Origin of the sequence: Streptomyces sp. NPDC098781 (assembly GCF_044759995.1) — a bacterium.
Classification (GTDB): Bacteria; Actinomycetota; Actinomycetes; order Streptomycetales; family Streptomycetaceae; genus Streptomyces.
In genome coordinates this window covers 123,607-142,570 of sequence record NZ_JBIWAK010000008.1, presented here as the reverse complement: position 1 = coordinate 142,570, position 18,964 = coordinate 123,607, and the positions used below count along the sequence as shown (strand labels likewise).

Below are 18,964 nucleotides of genomic sequence, written 5' to 3'. Positions count from 1 at the left end.
CGCTGAGTCGATCAGGTTTCACCCTCCTGTGGGTGATGGATGGGGCCGGTGGGAGGGGTGTGACGGGTGATCCTAGGCGGGGTCAGGTCGTGAAGCCCGCGACCCGCAGGGCGTGGACGAGGTCCCAGAGGCACTCGTCCGAGGCACCCTGGGCGGCCGCCAGCAGCAGGGGAACGAGCCGCTTCGGGTCGGGCTCCGCGCTGCGGGCGGCCTCCTCCGGGGTGCGCACGCGCACGTACGCGTCCAGCAGCGCCCGGACCTCGCGGCCGCGCCCCTCGCCGGCCAGCCCCAGCACGGCCTGCCCGATCTCGTGCGCGGGCCGCAGCACGCCCTGGCGCAGGATCTGCTCCCCGTCCTCGGCGCGTCCCGCGGCGGTCAGTGCGTCGGCGGCGGCGACGAGCCGCTCGGCGGGCAGCGAGGCGGCCTCCCACAACAGGGTCGCCCAGTCGGCTCCGAGCCCGGCGCGCTGTGTCTCGGCGGCGAGCAGCGGGAGCCGTACGGCGGGCCAGTGCGCGGCCTCGACGAGCAGCGCGTGCGCCTCGCCGCTGCGCCCCTGCGCCCGCAGTCGCACCAGCGTCTCGACCGTGCCGACGACCTCCTGCCGGTCCCGGGGGTCCAGGGCCGGAGCGGGCGACCGCGCTTCCGGGGTCGCGGACGCCTCGTCGGCGGCCCCGGCGAACCGGGCCCCGCGCGGGGTGCGCCGCGTGGTGCCGGCCTGGGCGGGGAGGTCCGGAAGGACGGGCTCGGCGGTCGGTGGTACGACGACGGGGGCGGCCTCCTCCTCGACGATGCCGGCGAAGCGGGCACTGCCTCGGCGGCGCTTGCGCGGTTTCGTGGTGGGGGCAGGGGCGGGATCGGGGTCGGGGTCGGGGGAAGGGTGACCGTCCGACCGGGCCTCGCTCGGCCGCGCACCGCCCGCGACTCCTGATCCGGCACCCGCGAACGGGTCGTCCCGGAACCGGTCGTCGTCGAGGCGTCGGCCGGACGCCTGCCCCGTCCCCTCCGGCCGGATCACCGGCGCCCGCGCGGCTGCCGCACGACGGTCCAGGTCGGCCGTCCGGGAGCGGAGTTCGGCGCATCGCGCGGTCGCGCGTTCGTGGTCGTCGCGGGCCCAGGCGAGGTCGACGCGGAGGGCGTCGGCCTGCTCCCGGTCGGTGGCGGCGGTGAGCAACCGGCCCAGTTCCGCCTGCCGTTCGGCCGCGTACCGCTGCTCGCGGAGCATCACCTCGAGCCGGTCGCCGAGGGCGTCCCGGCCGCCGGGGAGGGCGTCGTACGCGGCGAGGGCGCCGGTGTGCAGAGCGCGGGCGCGTTCGGTCTCGGGGCCGGTGCCGCCGGGGCCGTACTGGCCGGCGAGATCGTGGAGCAGGGACTCCACCACGTCCCAGGGCGGGACTTCCCGTCCGTCGAGGCAGGCCCGCATGCCCTCCGGGTCACGCTGCCAGAACACCCCGCACCAGCCGGCGCCCTGATCCAGGCGCGCCACGAGGCCGTTCAGGTAGTTCACGAACTCCCGTACCCGAGCCGGGAGTTGATCCACTGACATCTCAACTCCCGCCAGACCGGAGCACTCCGGTCCGTCAGGCAACACCAGCCGTGTTACGGGCGCGCTACGGGGAGTTTTCCGACTGAACGCAGAGTACGCCGCGGCTGCCTCAAAGTGACGTGCGCACTCCTCAGGCGGCGGCTTCGACCACCGGCGTGCACCGCCCGGCCAGTTCGTCCATCGACAGCCCGAGGGCGTCCGCCAGCGCGGACACCGTGAAGAAGGCCGGGGTCGGCGCCCGGCCGGTCTCGATCTTGCGCAGCGTCTCGGCGGAGATGCCGGCGCTCGCCGCGACCTCCGCCATGCTGCGGCCGCCGCGCGCCTCGCGGAGCAGCCGGCCGAGCCGCTCGCCGCGTTCACGCTCTTCAGGGGTGAGAGGGGTGCGCACCATGACCCCATTCTAATACCGCCCCCGATGGCCGCCCCCCATTTAAATACCGGTATAGTAATTGGCATGGTGGAGTTGAAGACGGACACGTCGATCGATGCGATGTACGAGGCGGGGCAGGTCGTGGCGCAGGCCCTCACGGCCGTGCGCAAGGCGGCGGACGTGGGGGTTTCCCTGCGGGAGCTGGACGAGGTGGCGCGCGAGGTGCTGAGCGGGGCCGGGGCGACGTCCCCGTTCCTCGGCTACCGCCCCTCCTTCGCCTCCACCCCGTTCCCCGCCGTGATCTGCGCCTCGGTGAACGACGCGATCGTGCACGGCATCCCGACCGGCTACCGCCTGCGCGACGGCGACCTCGTGTCCATCGACTGCGGAGCCGAACTGGGCGGCTGGGCGGGTGACTCGGCGATCAGCTTCGTCGTCGGCACGGCGCGCCCGGCGGACGTACGCCTCGTCGCGACGGCGGAACGGGCGCTGGCGGCGGGCATCGGGGCGGCCGTGGTCGGCAACCGCATCGGCGACATCGCGCACGCGATCGGCTCGGTGTGCCGGGCGGGCGGCTACGGCATCATGGACGACTTCGGCGGGCACGGCATCGGCCGCAGGATGCACGAGGACCCACCGGTCCCGAACGAGGGCCGTCCGGGCCGTGGCCTGCGGCTGTGGCACGGCATGGTGCTCGCCATCGAGCCGATGCTCATCGCGGGCGGCGAGGACGCCTACCACGTGGCCCCGGACGGCTGGACCCTGTGCACCAACGACGGCTCCCGCGCGGCCCACACGGAACACACGGTGGCGATCACCGACGCGGGACCGCGTGTTCTCACCGCCCGGGAGGAAGCCCTCTGACCTCTCACCGCCGCCGGGACAGATGCGCACCGCCGACCGCGCTGTGCGCCCCGGCGGCGCCCGCCCCGGGTTCGGTGCCCGCCTGCCGCGACCGCGGACGGCTTCCAGCCGGGAACGATTCTTCGCACAAGCGCATCGCCGTCCAGGGCTCCTTCCTCGTCGTCCTGGTCGTCGGGGGCCTGCGCGTCGGAGGTCACGCCGGATCCCTCGGGGACCTCGTCGCTTTCCTGCTGTACGCCTCCTACCTCGTCCTGCCGCTGTCCTCGGTGTTCCACGCGGTGAGCCTGGTCCAGCGCGGCATGGGCGCCCACCGGCGGATCGACCAGGCGCTGCGCCTGCCCGTGGAACGCACCGGGCCGCCGGTCGCGCGACCGGGCCGCTCCGGGCCCGCACCGTCCGCCCCCGCCGGTCGGCCCGCGCTCGCCGTGCACGACGTCCGGTTCGGCTACGACCCGGACCGGCCGGTGCTGTCCGGCGTGTCCTTCGCCGTCCCCCACCGCCGGCAGGTCGCCCTCGTGGGTCCCTCGGGAGCAGGCAAGAGCACCGTCTTCGCGCTGGTCGCGGGGTTCTACGAACCGGACGCGGGAGCCGTCCGGTTCGACGGCCGGACCGCCGCCGAACTCGGCCGTGACCCCCGTCGCCGGCGCATCGCGAGGGTGGACCAGAACACCCATGTCGTCCACGGCACGCTGCGGGAGAACATCACCTACGCCGTGCCCGACGCCCCGGACTCGGAAATCAGCCGCGTCCTCTCACTGACCGGACTGGAGGAGCTCGTCGACCGGCTGCCCGGCGGTCTGGACAGCGTCGTCGGCGAGCGCGGCAGCACCCTCTCGGGCGGCGAACGTCAACGCGTCGCCCTGGCCCGCACCTTGCTCGCCCGCCCCGCGCTGCTGCTCCTGGACGAACCCACCTCGCGCCTCGACGCGATCAACGAAGCCGCGCTGACCACGGTGATGAAGGACGTCGCCCGGGAGTGCGCCCTGCTGGTCATCGCCCACCGCCGGTCCACCGTGCGGCACGCCGACCACACGTCGTCCTCCAGCAGGGCCGTAGCCCCGCCTGCGGAAGCCACGAGCAGCTACTGGCCCGCGACCCCCTCTACCGCGAACTGGCCACGAGCCAGATGCTGCGCCCCGGCGGCGGGCCGCCCGCGGACCACGGCGGCCCTCGGAGGCACGGCTGAGGCGTTCCTGCACATGCCCCCCGGGCCAGAACGTGCCATCGTGGCATGAGCGAGCCCGAACCGGGTTACCCGACTCCGGCATGTCGATCAGCGAGGGCGACCCTGCCCGCGCAGGGAAGCCGGATGGGAACGCCATGACCAGCGGCTTCAGTGGCCCCGAAGACTACGACCCCTTCGGCGAATTCCTCGCCCGCTTCTTCGGCGGACCCCGTCCCGGTCCCCGGCAGATCGACATCGGGCGGCTGCTCAGCCAGCCGGCCCGGGAACTGGTGCGGGGCGCCGCCCAGTACGCCGCCGAGCACGGCAGCCGGGACCTGGACACCCAGCATCTGCTGCGCGCCGCGCTGTCCGCCGAGCCGACCCGGAGTCTGCTCACCCGGGCCGGCGCGGATCCGGACTCCCTGGCGACCGAGATCGACGAGCGCTCGGGGCCGAGCCAGCACCCGCCGGGCGAAGGCCCGCCGCCGACCTCGCTGTCCCTCACCCCGGCCGCCAAGCGCGCCCTGCTGGACGCGCACGACCTGGCCCGCGCCCGGGGTACCGGCTACATCGGCCCGGAGCATGTGCTCAGCGCGCTCGCCTCGAACCCCGACTCGGCGGCGGGACACATCCTCAACGCGGCCCGCTTCGCCCCCTCCGGCATGCCGCCCGAGGCCCCGGACGGGGGCCGCCCCGGGGACCACACCGACCAGCGCCCGCGCGTCGACACCGGTACGCCCACCCTCGACAAGTACGGCCGCGACCTCACCGGCCTCGCCCGCCAGGGCCGTATCGACCCGGTGATCGGCCGGGACGAGGAGATCGAGCAGACCGTCGAGGTGCTCTCCCGGCGCGGCAAGAACAACCCGGTGCTGATCGGCGACGCCGGCGTCGGAAAGACCGCGATCGTGGAGGGCCTGGCCCAGCGGATCGCCGACGGTGACGTGCCGGACGTGCTCAGCGGCCGGCGGGTCATCGCGCTGGACCTGACCGGCGTGGTCGCCGGTACCCGCTACCGGGGCGACTTCGAGGAGCGGCTCACCAACATCGTGGACGAGATCCGCGCGAACTCCGACCGGCTGATCGTCTTCATCGACGAACTGCACACCGTCGTGGGCGCCGGAGGCGGCGGCGAGGGCGGCTCCCTGGACGCCGGGAACATCCTCAAGCCGGCCCTCGCCCGCGGCGAACTGCACATCGTGGGCGCGACGACGCTGGAGGAGTATCGCAGGATCGAGAAGGACGCGGCGCTCTCCCGCCGCTTCCAGCCGATCCTGGTCCCCGAGCCGACCGCCGCGGACGCGATCGAGATCCTGCGCGGTCTGCGCGACCGCTACGAGGCCCACCACCAGGTCCGCTACAGCGACGAGGCGCTGGTGGCCGCCGTGGAGCTGTCCGACCGCTATCTCACGGACCGCCGGCTGCCGGACAAGGCGATCGACCTGATCGACCAGGCGGGCGCCCGGGTGCGGCTGCGCGCGCGGACCAAAGGCACGGACGTACGGGCCATGGAGCGCGAGGTCGAGCAGCTGACCCGGGACAAGGACCAGGCCGTCGCCGACGAACAGTACGAGCAGGCGATGCAACTGCGCGACCGCATCGTCGAGTTGAAGAAGCGCGTCGCGGAGTCCGGTGACGGGGAGATCGACGAGGGCATGGACCTGGAGGTGACCGCCGAAGCCATCGCGGAGGTCGTGTCCCGGCAGACCGGTATCCCGGTGAGCAGCCTCACCGAGGAGGAGAAGGACCGGCTGCTCGGTCTGGAGGAGCATCTGCACGAACGGGTCGTCGGGCAGGACGAGGCGGTGCGCGTGGTCGCCGACGCGGTGCTGCGCTCGCGGGCCGGACTGGCCAGCCCCGACCGGCCGATCGGCAGCTTCCTCTTCCTCGGCCCGACCGGCGTCGGCAAGACCGAGCTGGCACGGGCGCTGGCCGAGGCGCTGTTCGGCAGCGAGGAGCGGATGGTCCGCCTCGACATGAGCGAGTACCAGGAACGGCACACGGTCAGCCGCCTGATCGGGGCCCCGCCCGGGTACGTCGGTCACGAGGAGGCGGGGCAGCTCACCGAGGTGGTGCGCCGGCATCCGTACTCACTGCTGCTGCTCGACGAGATCGAGAAGGCCCACCCGGACGTCTTCAACATCCTGCTCCAGGTCCTGGACGACGGCCGGCTGACCGACTCGCAGGGCCGGACGGTCGACTTCACCAACGCGGTCGTCGTGATGACCAGCAACCTCGGTTCGGAGGCGATCAGCCGGGGCGGCGCCGGGATCGGGTTCGGCTCGGGTGACGAAGAGGCCGAGGAAGACGCGCGCAGCGAGCGGATCCTGCGGCCGCTGCGCCAGCACTTCCGGCCGGAGTTCCTCAACCGTATCGACGAGATCGTCGTCTTCCGCCAGCTCACTCCCGAGCAGCTGCGGCGGATCACCAACCTGCTGCTGGACAAGACCCGCCGGCTGCTGCACGCCCAGGGCGTCGCGGTCGAGTTCACCGGCGCGGCCGTCGACTGGCTCTCCGAGCGCGGCTACCAGCCCGAGTACGGCGCCCGTCCGCTGCGCCGCACCATCCAGCGGGAGGTCGACAACCAGCTGTCCCGGCTGCTTCTGGACGGCCGGATCGGCGAGGGCGGCCGGGTCACCGTGGACGTGACGGACGGGCGGCTGGACTTCCGCGCGGAAGAACTGCCGCCCGCCCCCGAGCTCTGAGGCGTCAGGACGCCGGCCGCACCACCATCGCCGAGCCGCCGCCCCGCCGTACCTTCTCGGCGGCGGCGAGCCACTTGCCGCCGGGCAGCCGCTGTACGCCCGTGGCCGCGCCGATCTCCGGGTTGAGCTTGAAGGAGTGCCCGATGGCCTCCAGTTCGGTCTTCGTCGCGCTGTCGTAGAGCCCGGGTTCCAGCTCGGTCTGGGCGGCGTTGCGCTGGCTGGCGCGCGGCGCCGCGATGGCGTCGACGAGCGGCAGCCCCCGGTCGAGGAACCCGGTCAGCGACTGGAGCACGGTGGTGATGATGGTGGCGCCGCCCGGCGACCCGAGCGCGACCACCGGCTTATCGTGCCGGTCGAGCACGATGGTGGGGGACATCGAGGAGCGCGGTCGCTTGCCCGGCCCGGGCAGGTTCGGGTCGTGGACGGCGGGGTTCGCCGGGGTGAAGGAGAAGTCCGTCAGCTCGTTGTTGAGCAGGAAGCCCCGGCCCGGGACCGTGATGCCGCTGCCGCCGGTCTGCTCGATGGTGAGGGTGTAGGAGACGACGTTGCCCCACTTGTCGGCGACGGTGAGATGGGTGGTGCTGTCGCCCTCGTAGGTGGTCGGGGCGGCCGTGCCGCTCGCGTCGCAGTGCGCCGGGTCGCGCGGGTCGCCGGGTGCGACCGGGCTCTTCAGCACCGCGTCGTCCTTGATCAGGCACGCCCGCGAGTCGGCGTACCGCTGCGACAGCAGCTCCTTGGTCGGTACGTCCTCGAAGGCGGGGTCGCCGACCCAGCGCCCGCGGTCCGCGAACGCGATCCGACTGGCCTCGATGTAGCGGTGCAGGTACTGGACCTCGCTCGCCTGGGAGAGGTCCGTGTTCTCCAGGATGTTGAGGGCCTCGCCGACGGTGGTGCCGCCGGACGAGGAGGGTGCCATGGAGTAGACGCCGAGACCCTGGTACGAGGTCTTGGTGGGCGCCTGGGACTTGACCCGGTAGGCGGCAAGGTCCTTGGCGGTGAGGTCGCCGGGGCGGGCGTTCCAGCCGGAGGCCGGGTCCACGGGCGGGTCCTCGACCGTGTCGACGATGTCCTCGGCGAGGTCGCCCCGGTAGAGCGTGCCGACGCCCTTGCGGGCCAGTTCCGCGTAGGTGCGGGCGAGGTCGGGGTTCTTGAAGGTGGAGCCCACGGCCGGCAGTTCGCCGTTCGGCAGGAAGAGCTCGGCGGTGTCCGGGAAGTAGCGGAACCGGGTCTCGTTGGCCGCGGTCTGCGAGCGGAAGGTGTCGTCGACGGTGAAGCCGTCGCGAGCGAGGCGCTCGGCGGGCCTCAGCAGCGACGCCAGGCTTCTGCTGCCCCACTTGTCCAGGGCCTTCTGCCAGGTGGCGGGCGTGCCGGGGGTCCCGACGCTCAGGCCGCTGCTGACGGCCTCGGCGAACGGGATCGCGGTGCCGTTCTCCGTGAACAGACCGGAGTCGGCGCTCAGCGGCGCGGTCTCGCGGCCGTCGAGGGTGCGCACGGTACGGGACTCGGCGTCGTAGTACACGAAGTAGCCGCCCCCGCCGATGCCGGCGGAGTAGGGCTCGGTGACACCGAGCGCGGCGGCCGTGGCGACGGCCGCGTCGACGGCGTTGCCGCCCTTGCGCAGTACCTCGATGCCGGCCGCGGAGGCGTCCGCGTCGACGCTGGAGACGGCGCCTCCGTAGCCGACGGCGACGGGGACCTTCTCGGCGGGGCCGCTCGGCGTGGCCGGGGGCGCCGCCGCTCCCACCGACACGACGGCGATCGAGACCGCCAGGACCGACAGTTTCCGCGCGACAGGGCGACGCATCCGCACCTCCAGTCAAGGGCTGTTCGCGCAGCCTAATCGATCGCCATGCCCGCGTCAGGAGAGTGTGGACCGGTCTCGAACAACGGTTTGCGTTCGCCCGCTACCATGCGCGCCCATGAATGACGACGTACGCAACATCGTGCTGGGTGTGCTCGCGGCGGGCATCAGTGCCGGGCTGGGCTGGCTCGCCCGCACCTACCTCTGGAAGCGCAGGCTCCGCCGCAAGCAGGCGTTCCTGGGGCTGCCGCAGAACTCGGAGTCCCTGCTCGTCGTCAACCGCGACCCGGCCACCTCCGAACCGGCGGTCCATCGGCTGGACGTGTTCGCCCTGCTGGAGCTCGCGGCGCTGATCAAGGACTGCGGGGCGCACATGCAGATGGTGACCCAGGACAACGTCCAGCAGAGCTTCGGCGAGCGCACCGAGTTCTGTGTCGGCGGTCCCGGCTCCAACCGGCGCATGGTGGCCCACATGGCGGCGATGCTGCCGGGCGTGCGCGTCAACATAGACCCCGAACCGGGCCCGGACCGGGGCGCCTTCCAGATCGGCGGCGAGCGCTATCGCATGGAGCCGGGCGTCACGGAGTACGTCCTGCTGGCCCGGCTGACCGCCGGCGAACGGCAGGAGGCGCGGCCGGTGTTCCTGTTCTGCGGACAGCGCGCGGTCACCAATCAGGCCGCGACCCGCTATCTCGCCCGCAACCACGAGCGGTTGGCCCGCAAGCACGGCGGCAAGCCCTTCGCCCTGCTGCTGAAGGTCGTCAACTCGCAGGCGTACGGCCCGGATGTCGTCGAACTCGTCGCGGACGTGACCCGTGCCGCACAGACCCCGCTGCCCGCGACCGAGGCTGTTACCACACGGAACTCCCACCGCGCGTCCTGAGGTTCGCCACATTCCACTAATCGTTACTGGCACGTAACTTACCGACGGGTTACTTGCGGTAAGAGGCCGCGGTTACCGTCGGGTCACTTTGCACTGACACGAGTGAGGAGTGACCCGTGGGACACCATCGCAAGGCCCTGCGTACGACCGCCGTGGGCGCCGTCTCCGCGACCTTGGTCGCCGGTGGCGTCCTCGGAGTCGCCCCCGCCGCACAGGCGGCCCCGAACAGCGTCCGCTTCGTCGACATCGCCGGCGACGGCGGCACCACCCTCAAGGCGAACGTCGTCACGCCGAAGGGTGCCGACGGCGCCGGCCGCTACCCGCTGCTTGTCATGCCCACGAGCTGGGGTCTGCCCCAGATCGAGTACTTCGCGCAGGCGCAGAAGCTCGCCGACTCGGGCTATGTCGTGGTCAGTTACAACGTACGCGGCTTCTGGCAGTCGGGCGGCGAGATAGAAGTGGCCGGCCCGCCCGACATAGCCGACGCGTCCAAAGTCATCGACTGGGCGCTGGCCAACACCCCGGCCGACGCGAAGCACATCGGCATGGCGGGCGTCTCGTACGGCGCCGGCATCAGCCTGCTGACCGCCGCGCACGACAAGCGGGTCAGGGCCGTCGCCGCCCTCAGCGGCTGGGCCGACCTCATCGGCTCGATCTACTCCGGCCGCACCCAGCACGTCCAGGCCGCCGCGCTGCTGGACGGCGCGGGGCTGATCACCGGCCGCCAGAGCGCCGAACTCCGGCAGATCTTCGACGACTTCTACGCCTCCGACCTGTCCCGGGAACAGGACATCATCGACTGGGGGAAGAAACGTTCTGCCGCCACCTACGTGGACCGGCTCAACGACAGCGGTGCCGCCGTCATGATGGCCAACGCCTGGGGCGACACGGTGTTCCCGCCCAATCAGTACGCGGACTTCTACGAGAAGCTCACCGGCCCCAAGCGGCTGGAGTTCCGTCCCGGCGACCACGCCACCGCGGAGCTGACCGGACTGTTCGGCCTGCCCAACGACGTATGGACGGACACCGAACGCTGGTTCGACCACTACCTCAAGGGCGAGGACAACGGCGTCAACCGCGAGCTGCCGGTCCGCCTCAAGTCCCGCACCGACGGCGGCTACGAGGGCTACCCGGACTGGAAGTCGGTCGCCGCGACGAACCGGAAGATCGCGCTCGCGGGCTCGACCACGATCCGCGCGAACATCGACTCGGGGGCCAACGGCGGCATCGTCCTACTGTCCAGCATCCTCGACCAGGTGGCCCAACTGCCCCCGATGGCCTCGATCCCGCTGATCCCCCGCCGCTGGGCGGGCGTTTGGCAGTCGGAGAAGTACACCACGGCCCAACAGGTGCGCGGCACCGCGAAGTTGCACACCACCCTCACCCCGACCGAGGAGAGCGGCACCCTCGTCGCCTATCTGTACGACGTGGGCCCGCTCGGCCTCGGCAAGCTGGTCAGCAACGCGCCGTACACCTTCCACGGACGTACGCCCGGACAGCCGTTCGGCGTCGACCTGGAGCTGTACTCCACGGCCTACGACGTCCCGGCTGGGCACCGTCTCGCCCTGGTCGTCGACACGGTCGACCCGCTCTACATCGAGCACAACCCGTCCGGCGCGCGGCTGACCTTCTCCTCGCCGGCGAACGACCCGTCGTACGTGTCGATTCCACTGCGCGAACAGTGATCTCCGGCCGGCGCCGGACGGGTATGGCTCTGTGACTGCTGCCCCCTGCTGCCCCTGTCCCCAGGGGCCGTGGGGGGATCCCCACCCGGCAGCAGCGTCCCTGGGGACGGACGGAACATCGTAGTCGAGGTCGGACACGGCGAGGATTTCGGCGTAGTGATGGCCGCAAACTACCCAGGTAGGAGCGGACTTAATACGCGACACGCACTTTCCGGACATAAGCCGTATTTACGTGGTTCTTACTCCGACCCGTGCTGAGGACCTCCGGCCTCGGAGACCTCCGCGTACAGCTGTGACAGCTCCGGCGCGCCGCTCGCGGCCCACTCCCGGCCGGAGGTCACGACATCGAACTCACGGCCGGAGGCGAGCCGGACCACCGGCTGCCCGTCCGGCCAGAACTCCCAGGCGGCGCCGGGCACGGTGCGCACGATGACGGTGCCGAGGTACAGCCCGGCGTCGTTGCCCAGCCAGGGCAGGCTCTCCTCGTCGTCCCGCCAGCGCGGCAGCATCTGATCCAGGGCCTCCAACGAGGCCACGGTGTCATCGAGTTGGATCCCGGCCCGGGACGCGTGGGAACGCAGGAGTTCGCATTCCGAGAGCAGTTCGGCGATGCCCTCGGGGTCGGGAGCCCCGCGCTTCTCGGGCCGGTGGCCCAGAAAAGGGATCTTCATACGCACAGCGTGTCATTCGCACTGCCGAGCGCACCACAGGCGCGCGGGCCGTCGAATCCGGTCGAGTTCACGCCGACTTCGGGCATGGCTCGTTGACGGGTCACGGGTGCCTCTCTACTTTCTCGATGCGTCCTGCGTCTCGTCTGAACGGCTCATATGAAGGCTGGTTCGAACATATCGACCAGCTTCCCGATCGAAGTCTCACCCGAACCTGTCATGCGCAGCCATACGCAGTCCTGAGCAGTCGTGAACGGGAGGAGTCGGCCGTGCGCCGATCTGTGTGGATTTCCGCGGTCGTCCTTGCCCTCTTCGCGGCCCTGGTGCCGGGGGGCTCCGCGCAGGCCGCCCCCGAGCGCAGAGCCGTGCCGCTCCCGTTGGAGCGGCTGTTCGACAACGTGGCCGTCAGCGACGACGCCCGGCCCGCCGAGGCGGATCTGGACGGGTCCGGCGCCTCCCTGTCCGCCCAGGACCTCACGGCCGCCGGCTGGACGCCCGGCCGGGCGCTCACCGTCCAGGGAGCGCGGCTGACCTGGCCCGACCGGCAGCCGGGTGAGCCGGACAACGTCCGGGCCGCCGGGCAGGACGTGCGCGTGACCGGCCGCGGCGACGCGCTGGCCTTCCTGGTGGCCGGTACGGCGGGTGCGGACGTGGCCGGAGCCGGGTCCGTGCTGTACGCCGACGGCACCCGGTCCGCCTACCGCCTGACCGCCCCCGACTGGCGCACCGGCCCGCTCGCCACCAAGGCGGTCGCGCTGCCGCACATCAACACGTCCGATGGCCAACTCACCGAACGGGCACGGCTGTACGTCATGACCGTGCCGATCGCTGCGGGCCGCGCGGTCGTGTCCGTGCGGCTGCCGCGGGCGTCCGGGATGCATGTGTTCGCGGTGTCGCTGCGGGCCCCGGCCACCGGTTGGACGGGGAGTTGGGCGAGCGCGACGGGCGGCCGGCCGACCGTGGGGCCGTGGACCGACCGGACGCTGCGCCTGGTGGTGCACACCTCGGTGGGCGGACCGCGGGTGCGGCTGCGGTTCGACAACACCTTCGCGGCGGGGCCGGTGCGGATCGGCGCCGCCACGGTGGCGGTGCAGCAGTCCGGCGCGGCGGCGACGGCGACGCCGGTCCGGGTGCGGTTCGGGGGCGCGGCGGGCGTCGAGATCCCGGCCGGAGCGCAGGCGTACAGCGACCCGCTCGGTTTCGTCGTGCCCGCGGACGCCAACCTGCTGGTGAGCTTCCATCTGCCGGGGACCGTGCCGGCGGCGCCGCTGCACCGGCTCGCGCAGCAGCGGTCGTATGTGAGCGGGCCGGGCGACCACACGGCCGAGGCGGCCGGCTCGGCCTATCCGACCGTGCTGACCAGTTGGCCGCTGCTGACAGGTGTCGATGTGGGCGGTGGGCCGGGATCCGTGGTGTTGCTGGGGGACTCGATCACCGACGGCGACAAGTCCACGACGGATGCCAACCGGCGGTGGCCCAATGTGCTGGCCACACGGCTGCTGAACCAGAGTGTGGTCCCGCACTATGGGGTGCTCAACCAGGGGATCTCGGGCAACCGTGTGGTCTCCGATCGCTATCCCGGCGACGGGGTCTCCACGGACACGGCGGGAGTGAGCGCGCTGCACCGGTTCGACCGGGATGTTCTGGCCCAGACGTCGGCGCGGACGGCCGTGGTGTTCGAGGGCATCAACGATGCCCGGTGGGGCACGACCGCGGAGCAGGTGATCGCGGGCCTGCGGGAGATCGCGGACCGGGGGCACGCGCGGGGCCTGCGGATGCTGGCGGCGACGATTCTGCCGTGCGAAGGGGAAGCCCAGTGCACGGCGGTCGCCGACGCCGAGCGGGTGGAGATCAACGCCTGGATCAGGGGCGCCGGCGTGTACGACGGCGTGCTCGACTTCGACGCCGTGGTGCGGGACCCGGCGCGGCCCTCCCGGATGCTCCCCGCCTACGACAGCGGGGACCATCTGCATCCGGGAGACACGGGACTCGCCGCGCTCGCCGAGTCGGTGGATCTGCGGACGCTGGTGCCGTGACGAGGCGGGGCGCCCCGCCTACACGTCCAGGTCCACCACGACCGGAGCATGGTCCGACGCGCCCTTGCCCTTGCGCTCCTCGCGGTCCACGTAGGAGTCGGTGACGGCCTTGGCGAACGGCTCGTTGCCGTACACCAGGTCGATGCGCATGCCGCGGTTCTTGGGGAAGGCGAGCTGGCGGTAGTCCCAGTACGTGTACGGGTGGTCGTACTTGAGGGGGCGCGGGACCACGTCGGACAGGCCGGACTCGCGCAGGGAGGCGAGGGCGGCGCGTTCGGCGGGGGTGACATGGGTGAGGCCCTCGAAGGCGGCCACGTCGAAGACGTCGTCGTCCGTCGGCGCCACGTTGTAGTCGCCCAGCACCGCGAATGGGCGGCTGCCGCCCGCGTCGCCGGCGACGGCGGCCTTGAGGGCCTCGAACCACTGGAGCTTGTACGCGTAGTGGGGGTGGTCCACCTCACGGCCGTTGGGCACGTAGACCGACCAGACGCGGACCGGGCCGCAGGTCGCGGAGATGGCGCGGGGTTCCTGGACACCGTCGTAGCCGGGGTCGCCCGGCAGGCCCTTGACGACGTCCTTGAGGCCTACGCGGGAGAGCACCGCCACGCCGTTCCACCGGCCGGTGGCGTGGACCGCCGCCTCGTAGCCGAGGTCGCGCAGCGGGTCGAACGGGAAAGCGTCCTCGGCGACCTTGGCCTCCTGGAGGCACAGCACATCGGTGCCGCTGCTCTCCAGCCAGGCCAGGAGCCTCGGCAGGCGGGCGGTGATCGAGTTCACATTCCAGGTCGCGATGCGCATGTCTCACAACCTACCGGGCGGCACTGACAACCCTGCCCCGGCCGGGGTGGGACCGGTCACAGCTCGGCGGAGTCCCCCGGCGTCAGACGCAGGTGCTCCGAACCGCCCAGGCCGCCGATCTGGCGGTCGTAGATGGGCCGGGCCAGGTCGGTGAGCAGGGCGTCGTGGATGTCGTAGGCGCGCTGCGGCTTGACCTCGCGGACGTAGTCGATGATCTCCGCGATCTTGTTCCAGGGGGCCATCACCGGCAGCATCAGCGTCTCCACGGCGTGGTCGGGCACGGTGAGGGCGTCGCCCGGGTGGAAGACGCGTCCGCCGTCGACGAGGTAGCCGACGTTGGTGATGCGCGGGATGTCCGGGTGGATGACCGCGTGCAGCTCGCCGTGGACCTGGATGTCGAAGCCGGCGGCGGAGAAGGTGTCACCGTGGCCGACGGTGTGCACCCGGCCGGGGAAGGCCGCCGAGATCTTCTCCGCGACGGACTTCAGCGTCCAGATGTGCGCGGCCGGGTTGGCCTCCATGCCCGCCCGCAGCCGTGCCTCGTCGAAGTGGTCGGGGTGCTCGTGTGTGACGAGGATCGCGTCCGCGCCGACCGCGGCGTCCTGCTCGCTGAACCCGCCGGGATCCAGGACGAGCGTCTGTCCGTCCTTCTCCAGCCGGATGCAGGCGTGCGACTTCTTCGTGAGCTTCATGGGTCCATCGTGGCGCGAAGCCCTTCTGGATGCTCACTCCTGCGGGGTGGTCTCTTCCCTTATGACCTTCTGGGCCACCTTGAACGCGCTGTTGGCCGCCGGTACGCCGCAGTACACGGCCGCCTGGAGCAGGACCTCCTTGATCTCGGTGGGGGTCAGGCCGTTGCGCAGGGCGGCGCGGACGTGGAAGGCGAGTTCGTCGAGATGACCGCCCGCGACCAGGGCGGTGAGGGTCACACAGCTGCGGGAGCGCCGGTCGAGGCCTGGTCTGTCCCAGATCTCGCCCCACGCGTACCGGGTGATGAACTCCTGGAAGTCGCCGGAGAAGTCGTCCGCCTGGGCCAGCGCCCGGTCGACGTGCGCGTCGCCGAGCACCTCACGGCGGACCTTGATGCCGGTGGCGTACGGATCCGGCCGTCCCGTCCCCCGCGGCGGCGCCACGGCCGGCGCGATCTCGGCGACGGGCGTGGGCTGCGGCGCCGCCGGGGCGGCCAGGACCGGCTTGACGGGGGCGGCCACGATGGCCATCTGGCCGGTGCTGGAGTCGTAGGCGGGCTGCCAGGCGGTGGAGAAGTGCCGGACCAGCAGGTCGGTGACGGCGGCGGGCTGCTCGACCGGGACCAGGTGGGAGGCGCCCGGGACGACGGCGAGCCGGGCGTCCGGTATCCCGGCGACCAGGGTGCGGGCCTCGGCGGGGCCGGTGACCTGGTCGTCCGAGCCGACGAGCACGAGCGTGGGCACGGCGACGCCGGCGAGCTGTGACCGTACGTCGAAGGAGGCGAGTGCCTCACAGGCGGCGATGTAGCAGCCGGGGTCGGTGGTGCGCACCATCTGCACCGCCCACTCGGTGATCGCGGGCTGGGCGGCGGCGAACCCGGTGGTGAACCAACGGTCGGGCGAGGTGCGGGCGATGGGGTCGAGGCCGTTCGTGCGCACGATCACGCCCCGCTGGCGGAACTCGTCCGCCGTGCCGAAGCGGGGCGAGGCGGCGATCAGCGCGAGCGAGGCGATGCGCTCGGGGTGGCGCAGCGCGAGTTCGATGCCGAGCGCGCCGCCGAACGCACAGCCCGCGTAGCCGAAGCGCTGCACCCCGAGGCTGTCGAGGGTGGCCAGCAGCCGGGTCGCGAGGTCGGTGACGGAACCGGCCGGGTAGGCGGGCGCGCCGCCGTGTCCGGGCAGGTCGAACCGGAAGACCCGCCACTGCTGGGTCAGCTCGGGGACCTGGCGGTCCCACATGTGCCAGGTGGTACCCAGTGAGGGACCCAAGATCAGGACCGGAGCCTCTTCTGGCCCGTCAAAGCGGTATTGCAGGGTGTTCGGGGGTGTCTCACTCACGCCCCAGACCCTCTCACGTCTCACGACAGCCCCTGTGAGCGGGTGCTGGCTGTAGCTGTCTGACCAGGTGAAAGACCTCGCGGGCCGCGCAGCGTTCGAGGCATCCGACGATTTCGCGCCGGGTCTTGCCCTCCCTGATCCGGCGCTCGTAGTAGTCCTGAGCACGCTGGTCGACCCGCAGACGGGTGCCAGCCGTCCAATATCGGGGAGTTGGCGAAGGCGGCTACCAGGACGGGACCGACACGATGGGCAAGTTCCCAGCGGTAGCGGAACCCGGAGTAACTGTGGGACTCATCCCCGTCGTTCGGGTTGATCTGGACGGAGGCGGTACTCCGCATCATGACGGGGCCCGCGGGGCCCTCGCGATCGAAGAACTTTTCCATGGCCCGGTAGCGGGAATGGTCGAGTATGCGAGGCGGTTCGCGGTACGGGTCAAGGCCCGTGCCGACCAGTATCAGGCCGGCACTTTCGACGGCCTCGCGCAGTACGGTGAGATCCGTGGCCATCGCCTCGACACACCCGGCGAGGGACACGGCCGAACGAGAACTCAGCTCCAGCTGCCCACCCGGCTCAAGGGTGATCCTGCTGCCCCCTGGAAAGGTGCCCGCGACGTCGACCCGCGCGAGGGCAGCGTTCAACCGATCAACGGATACTGGCAGTCCAGGGTCGCAGCAGTCCTACACCAGCCACTACGTCTCCACCCCGGTCCGCTCGGGCGGGCCGGTCTTGAAGCACACACCGTGCACATACGCTTCCGCCTCCTCGTGTGGCGACGCCATGTCCGTATACCTGAGACTTCACCCTCGGCTGGCTCATGCCGTTTCTTCGGGCTCAGACGTGTCCGCAGACAGTGGGGTTCTTGTGCGATCCTGGAAACCGACCGCAGTCTGTGCGGCGCTGCCGCGGCCGTGGCTGAAGTCGGTTGCAGCGGCAGCAATCAAGCCGGTGACAGGCCCAGCGATGGACGTCGCCTGCGCCCGCGGCTTTCGGGGCTCCTTGGGTGCTGAGCGTTCCAGCAGCTCAGAGCTTTTCTGGCTTGCCCACGGGGGTGGTGTCTGTCCACGCATGGGCCACGCTGGAAGCGCCCCGGATTCCCGCCGCGTGGCGAAGCCGCCTTGCTGAGGAGTCAGGCGTGCTCCGCCGCACGCTCGATCCGGTCGAGCAGTCGGTGGTGTCGGGCTCCGTGGGCAAAGTCGGGCACCTCGGAGCCGTCCTGCGTCAGGTCACGCTGGATCTGCGCGTAGGCGGCGCCGACGTTGTATGCGGGGGTGCCACGCAGCTTCTGGAGTGCGGGGTTGAAGTACCGCTCGGGTATCACGAGTCGGCTGAGCTTCGCGTCGGATCCGTGCGCCCCGTCGATGCTGAACTCACCCAACTGAAGGTGTCCGGTGTCGCCGGTGACGACCAGGTCCCCGTCCGTTCCGTTGATCTCCCAGTGGAAGTTGGTGCCGCGCGAGATGCCGCCGCGGTAGTGGACAGAGGCCACGGCGCCGGAGGAGAGCACACCGCCGAACACCACCTGGTCAGCGGCGTCGGGCCGGTATACCCGGCCGGACTGCGGATCCTTGACTTCTCGGTGGCGGGTGGCGGTGACAGCGGTGATCTTCTCGACATCGCCGAGCACCATGGTCAGGCCGCTCATGGTGTGCCCGAATGGGATGGTCAGCATGGTTGCGCCGTTGGCGCGATCCAGCAGGTAGGCGCCGTTTTCAGGGAAGACCGCTCCCCAGCCTCCGCCCGAGGCCACCAGGCTCGTCGAGAGCACCTCGCCGACGTAGCCGTCGGCGACCAGATCGCGCAGGTAGCGCACCGCCGGGGCGGACCGGGCCTGGAGTCCGGTGAAGGTGTGCAGCCCACGCACGGCAGCGGTGGTCGCCAGCTCCTCGGCCTCGGCCAGTCCGTTGCCCAATGGCCACTCGGAGAACACCATCTTCCCTGCAGCCAGGGCGGATTGGATGATCTCCCGATGGTCCGGCACCTTCACGGTGACCACTACCAGGTCGACCTCGTCGGCCGCCGCCAGTTCGCCGGCCGTCCCGAAGGACCGCGCGACTCCGTACTTCTCCGCGGCCTGCCGCGCGGACTCGGCGCTGCTCGCAGAAAGTGCGCGCAGCTCAAAGCCGTCCAGCTGTTGCAGCGCGGGCAGGTGGGTCTGGGAAGCCCAACCGCGCCTGGCGGAAAGACCGACGATGCCCAGGCCGATGGGGGCCTGTTGGGGGGATGACATGGTGGGACTCCTCGGCAGCACGCGAGAGACTGATGTGAGTGGAACAAGACTGGGTAGTCACTTGAAACTTCATGTCACATCTTATGCTGCGACACATGAAGGTTCAAGCGTGAGCGACTCGCGGGCGTTCAAAGCGAGCCGGTGCGCCCACCCCGGTGCCGGTGGCAGAACCCGAAGTACCGAATTCGAGCC

The 18,964-nt window shown here is 71.4% G+C and carries 15 protein-coding genes; 6 read left to right on the top strand and 9 right to left on the bottom strand.

Annotation, left to right across the window (positions count from 1 at the left end):
* Nucleotides 1-82 precede the first annotated feature (82 nt).
* Nucleotides 83-1,543 carry a hypothetical protein gene (locus ACIQWG_RS29940; RefSeq protein ID WP_404101311.1) on the bottom strand — a complete coding sequence of 487 codons (1,461 nt, stop codon included), beginning with the start codon at nucleotides 1,541-1,543 and terminating at the stop codon, nucleotides 83-85.
* Between the two features lie 130 nt (nucleotides 1,544-1,673).
* The gene (locus ACIQWG_RS29935; RefSeq protein ID WP_404101309.1) at nucleotides 1,674-1,934 is read right to left on the bottom strand and encodes a helix-turn-helix domain-containing protein; all 261 of its coding nucleotides are present in this window, start codon (nucleotides 1,932-1,934) and stop codon (nucleotides 1,674-1,676) included.
* Nucleotides 1,935-1,997: 63 nt separating this feature from the next.
* On the opposite strand from ACIQWG_RS29935, the gene map reads away from it, so the two are divergent.
* From map to ACIQWG_RS29920, 3 genes are all read left to right on the top strand, one after another.
* Nucleotides 1,998-2,777 carry a type I methionyl aminopeptidase gene (gene map / locus ACIQWG_RS29930; RefSeq protein ID WP_404101308.1) on the top strand — a complete coding sequence of 260 codons (780 nt, stop codon included), beginning with the start codon at nucleotides 1,998-2,000 and terminating at the stop codon, nucleotides 2,775-2,777.
* Nucleotides 2,778-2,851: 74 nt separating this feature from the next.
* Nucleotides 2,852-4,012 (top strand): ATP-binding cassette domain-containing protein, encoded by a 1,161-nt coding sequence (locus tag ACIQWG_RS29925; protein WP_404101307.1) that lies wholly within the window; start codon nucleotides 2,852-2,854, stop codon nucleotides 4,010-4,012.
* A gap of 85 nt (nucleotides 4,013-4,097) precedes the next feature.
* Nucleotides 4,098-6,647, top strand: a complete 2,550-nt coding sequence (locus ACIQWG_RS29920) for an ATP-dependent Clp protease ATP-binding subunit (RefSeq protein ID WP_404101305.1) — start codon at nucleotides 4,098-4,100, stop codon at nucleotides 6,645-6,647.
* Between the two features lie 4 nt (nucleotides 6,648-6,651).
* Here ACIQWG_RS29920 and ggt read toward each other — a convergent pair whose 3' ends face one another.
* Complete coding sequence (gene ggt / locus ACIQWG_RS29915; protein WP_404101304.1) at nucleotides 6,652-8,451, bottom strand: gamma-glutamyltransferase; 1,800 nt, start codon at nucleotides 8,449-8,451, stop codon at nucleotides 6,652-6,654.
* Between the two features lie 115 nt (nucleotides 8,452-8,566).
* Here ggt and ACIQWG_RS29910 point away from each other — a divergent pair, with 115 nt between their 5' ends.
* Nucleotides 8,567-9,331, top strand: a complete 765-nt coding sequence (locus tag ACIQWG_RS29910) for a hypothetical protein (RefSeq protein ID WP_404101303.1) — start codon at nucleotides 8,567-8,569, stop codon at nucleotides 9,329-9,331.
* 116 nt (nucleotides 9,332-9,447) lie between these two features.
* Nucleotides 9,448-11,016 carry a CocE/NonD family hydrolase gene (locus ACIQWG_RS29905; RefSeq protein ID WP_404101302.1) on the top strand — a complete coding sequence of 523 codons (1,569 nt, stop codon included), beginning with the start codon at nucleotides 9,448-9,450 and terminating at the stop codon, nucleotides 11,014-11,016.
* Between the two features lie 239 nt (nucleotides 11,017-11,255).
* Here ACIQWG_RS29905 and ACIQWG_RS29900 read toward each other — a convergent pair whose 3' ends face one another.
* Nucleotides 11,256-11,687, bottom strand: a complete 432-nt coding sequence (locus ACIQWG_RS29900; RefSeq protein ID WP_404101301.1) for a DUF6278 family protein — start codon at nucleotides 11,685-11,687, stop codon at nucleotides 11,256-11,258.
* A 266-nt stretch (nucleotides 11,688-11,953) separates the two neighbouring features.
* On the opposite strand from ACIQWG_RS29900, the gene ACIQWG_RS29895 reads away from it, so the two are divergent.
* Nucleotides 11,954-13,720: an SGNH/GDSL hydrolase family protein gene (locus ACIQWG_RS29895; protein WP_404101299.1), complete on the top strand. Its 1,767-nt coding sequence runs from the start codon at nucleotides 11,954-11,956 to the stop codon at nucleotides 13,718-13,720.
* 18 nt (nucleotides 13,721-13,738) lie between these two features.
* On the opposite strand, the gene ACIQWG_RS29890 is transcribed toward ACIQWG_RS29895, so the two are convergent.
* The 5 genes from ACIQWG_RS29890 to ACIQWG_RS29870 all read right to left on the bottom strand — a co-directional run bounded on the left by ACIQWG_RS29890 (nucleotide 13,739) and on the right by ACIQWG_RS29870 (nucleotide 18,772).
* Nucleotides 13,739-14,518: an exodeoxyribonuclease III gene (locus ACIQWG_RS29890; RefSeq protein WP_404101298.1), complete on the bottom strand. Its 780-nt coding sequence runs from the start codon at nucleotides 14,516-14,518 to the stop codon at nucleotides 13,739-13,741.
* A gap of 56 nt (nucleotides 14,519-14,574) precedes the next feature.
* On the bottom strand, nucleotides 14,575-15,210 hold the full coding sequence (locus ACIQWG_RS29885) for an MBL fold metallo-hydrolase (RefSeq protein WP_404101296.1): 636 nt from the start codon (nucleotides 15,208-15,210) through the stop codon (nucleotides 14,575-14,577).
* Between the two features lie 33 nt (nucleotides 15,211-15,243).
* Nucleotides 15,244-16,545: a 4-carboxymuconolactone decarboxylase gene (gene pcaC, locus ACIQWG_RS29880; protein ID WP_404101294.1), complete on the bottom strand. Its 1,302-nt coding sequence runs from the start codon at nucleotides 16,543-16,545 to the stop codon at nucleotides 15,244-15,246.
* 20 nt (nucleotides 16,546-16,565) lie between these two features.
* On the bottom strand, nucleotides 16,566-17,183 hold the full coding sequence (locus tag ACIQWG_RS29875; RefSeq protein ID WP_404101292.1) for a glutamate-cysteine ligase family protein: 618 nt from the start codon (nucleotides 17,181-17,183) through the stop codon (nucleotides 16,566-16,568).
* 488 nt (nucleotides 17,184-17,671) lie between these two features.
* Nucleotides 17,672-18,772 carry a Gfo/Idh/MocA family protein gene (locus ACIQWG_RS29870; protein WP_404101290.1) on the bottom strand — a complete coding sequence of 367 codons (1,101 nt, stop codon included), beginning with the start codon at nucleotides 18,770-18,772 and terminating at the stop codon, nucleotides 17,672-17,674.
* Nucleotides 18,773-18,964: the final 192 nt, after the last annotated feature.

Bases quoted from the DNA above. Each gene is read 5' to 3' on its own strand.
- ACIQWG_RS29940 (WP_404101311.1), bottom strand. From the start codon at position 1,543: ATGTCAGTGGATCAACTCCCGGCTCGGGTACGGGAGTTCGTGAACTAC.
- ACIQWG_RS29935 (WP_404101309.1), bottom strand. From the start codon at position 1,934: ATGGTGCGCACCCCTCTCACCCCTGAAGAGCGTGAACGCGGCGAGCGG.
- map (WP_404101308.1), top strand. From the start codon at position 1,998: ATGGTGGAGTTGAAGACGGACACGTCGATCGATGCGATGTACGAGGCG.
- ACIQWG_RS29920 (WP_404101305.1), top strand. From the start codon at position 4,098: ATGACCAGCGGCTTCAGTGGCCCCGAAGACTACGACCCCTTCGGCGAA.
- ggt (WP_404101304.1), bottom strand. From the start codon at position 8,451: ATGCGTCGCCCTGTCGCGCGGAAACTGTCGGTCCTGGCGGTCTCGATC.
- ACIQWG_RS29910 (WP_404101303.1), top strand. From the start codon at position 8,567: ATGAATGACGACGTACGCAACATCGTGCTGGGTGTGCTCGCGGCGGGC.
- ACIQWG_RS29900 (WP_404101301.1), bottom strand. From the start codon at position 11,687: ATGAAGATCCCTTTTCTGGGCCACCGGCCCGAGAAGCGCGGGGCTCCC.
- ACIQWG_RS29890 (WP_404101298.1), bottom strand. From the start codon at position 14,518: ATGCGCATCGCGACCTGGAATGTGAACTCGATCACCGCCCGCCTGCCG.
- ACIQWG_RS29885 (WP_404101296.1), bottom strand. From the start codon at position 15,210: ATGAAGCTCACGAAGAAGTCGCACGCCTGCATCCGGCTGGAGAAGGAC.
- ACIQWG_RS29870 (WP_404101290.1), bottom strand. From the start codon at position 18,772: ATGTCATCCCCCCAACAGGCCCCCATCGGCCTGGGCATCGTCGGTCTT.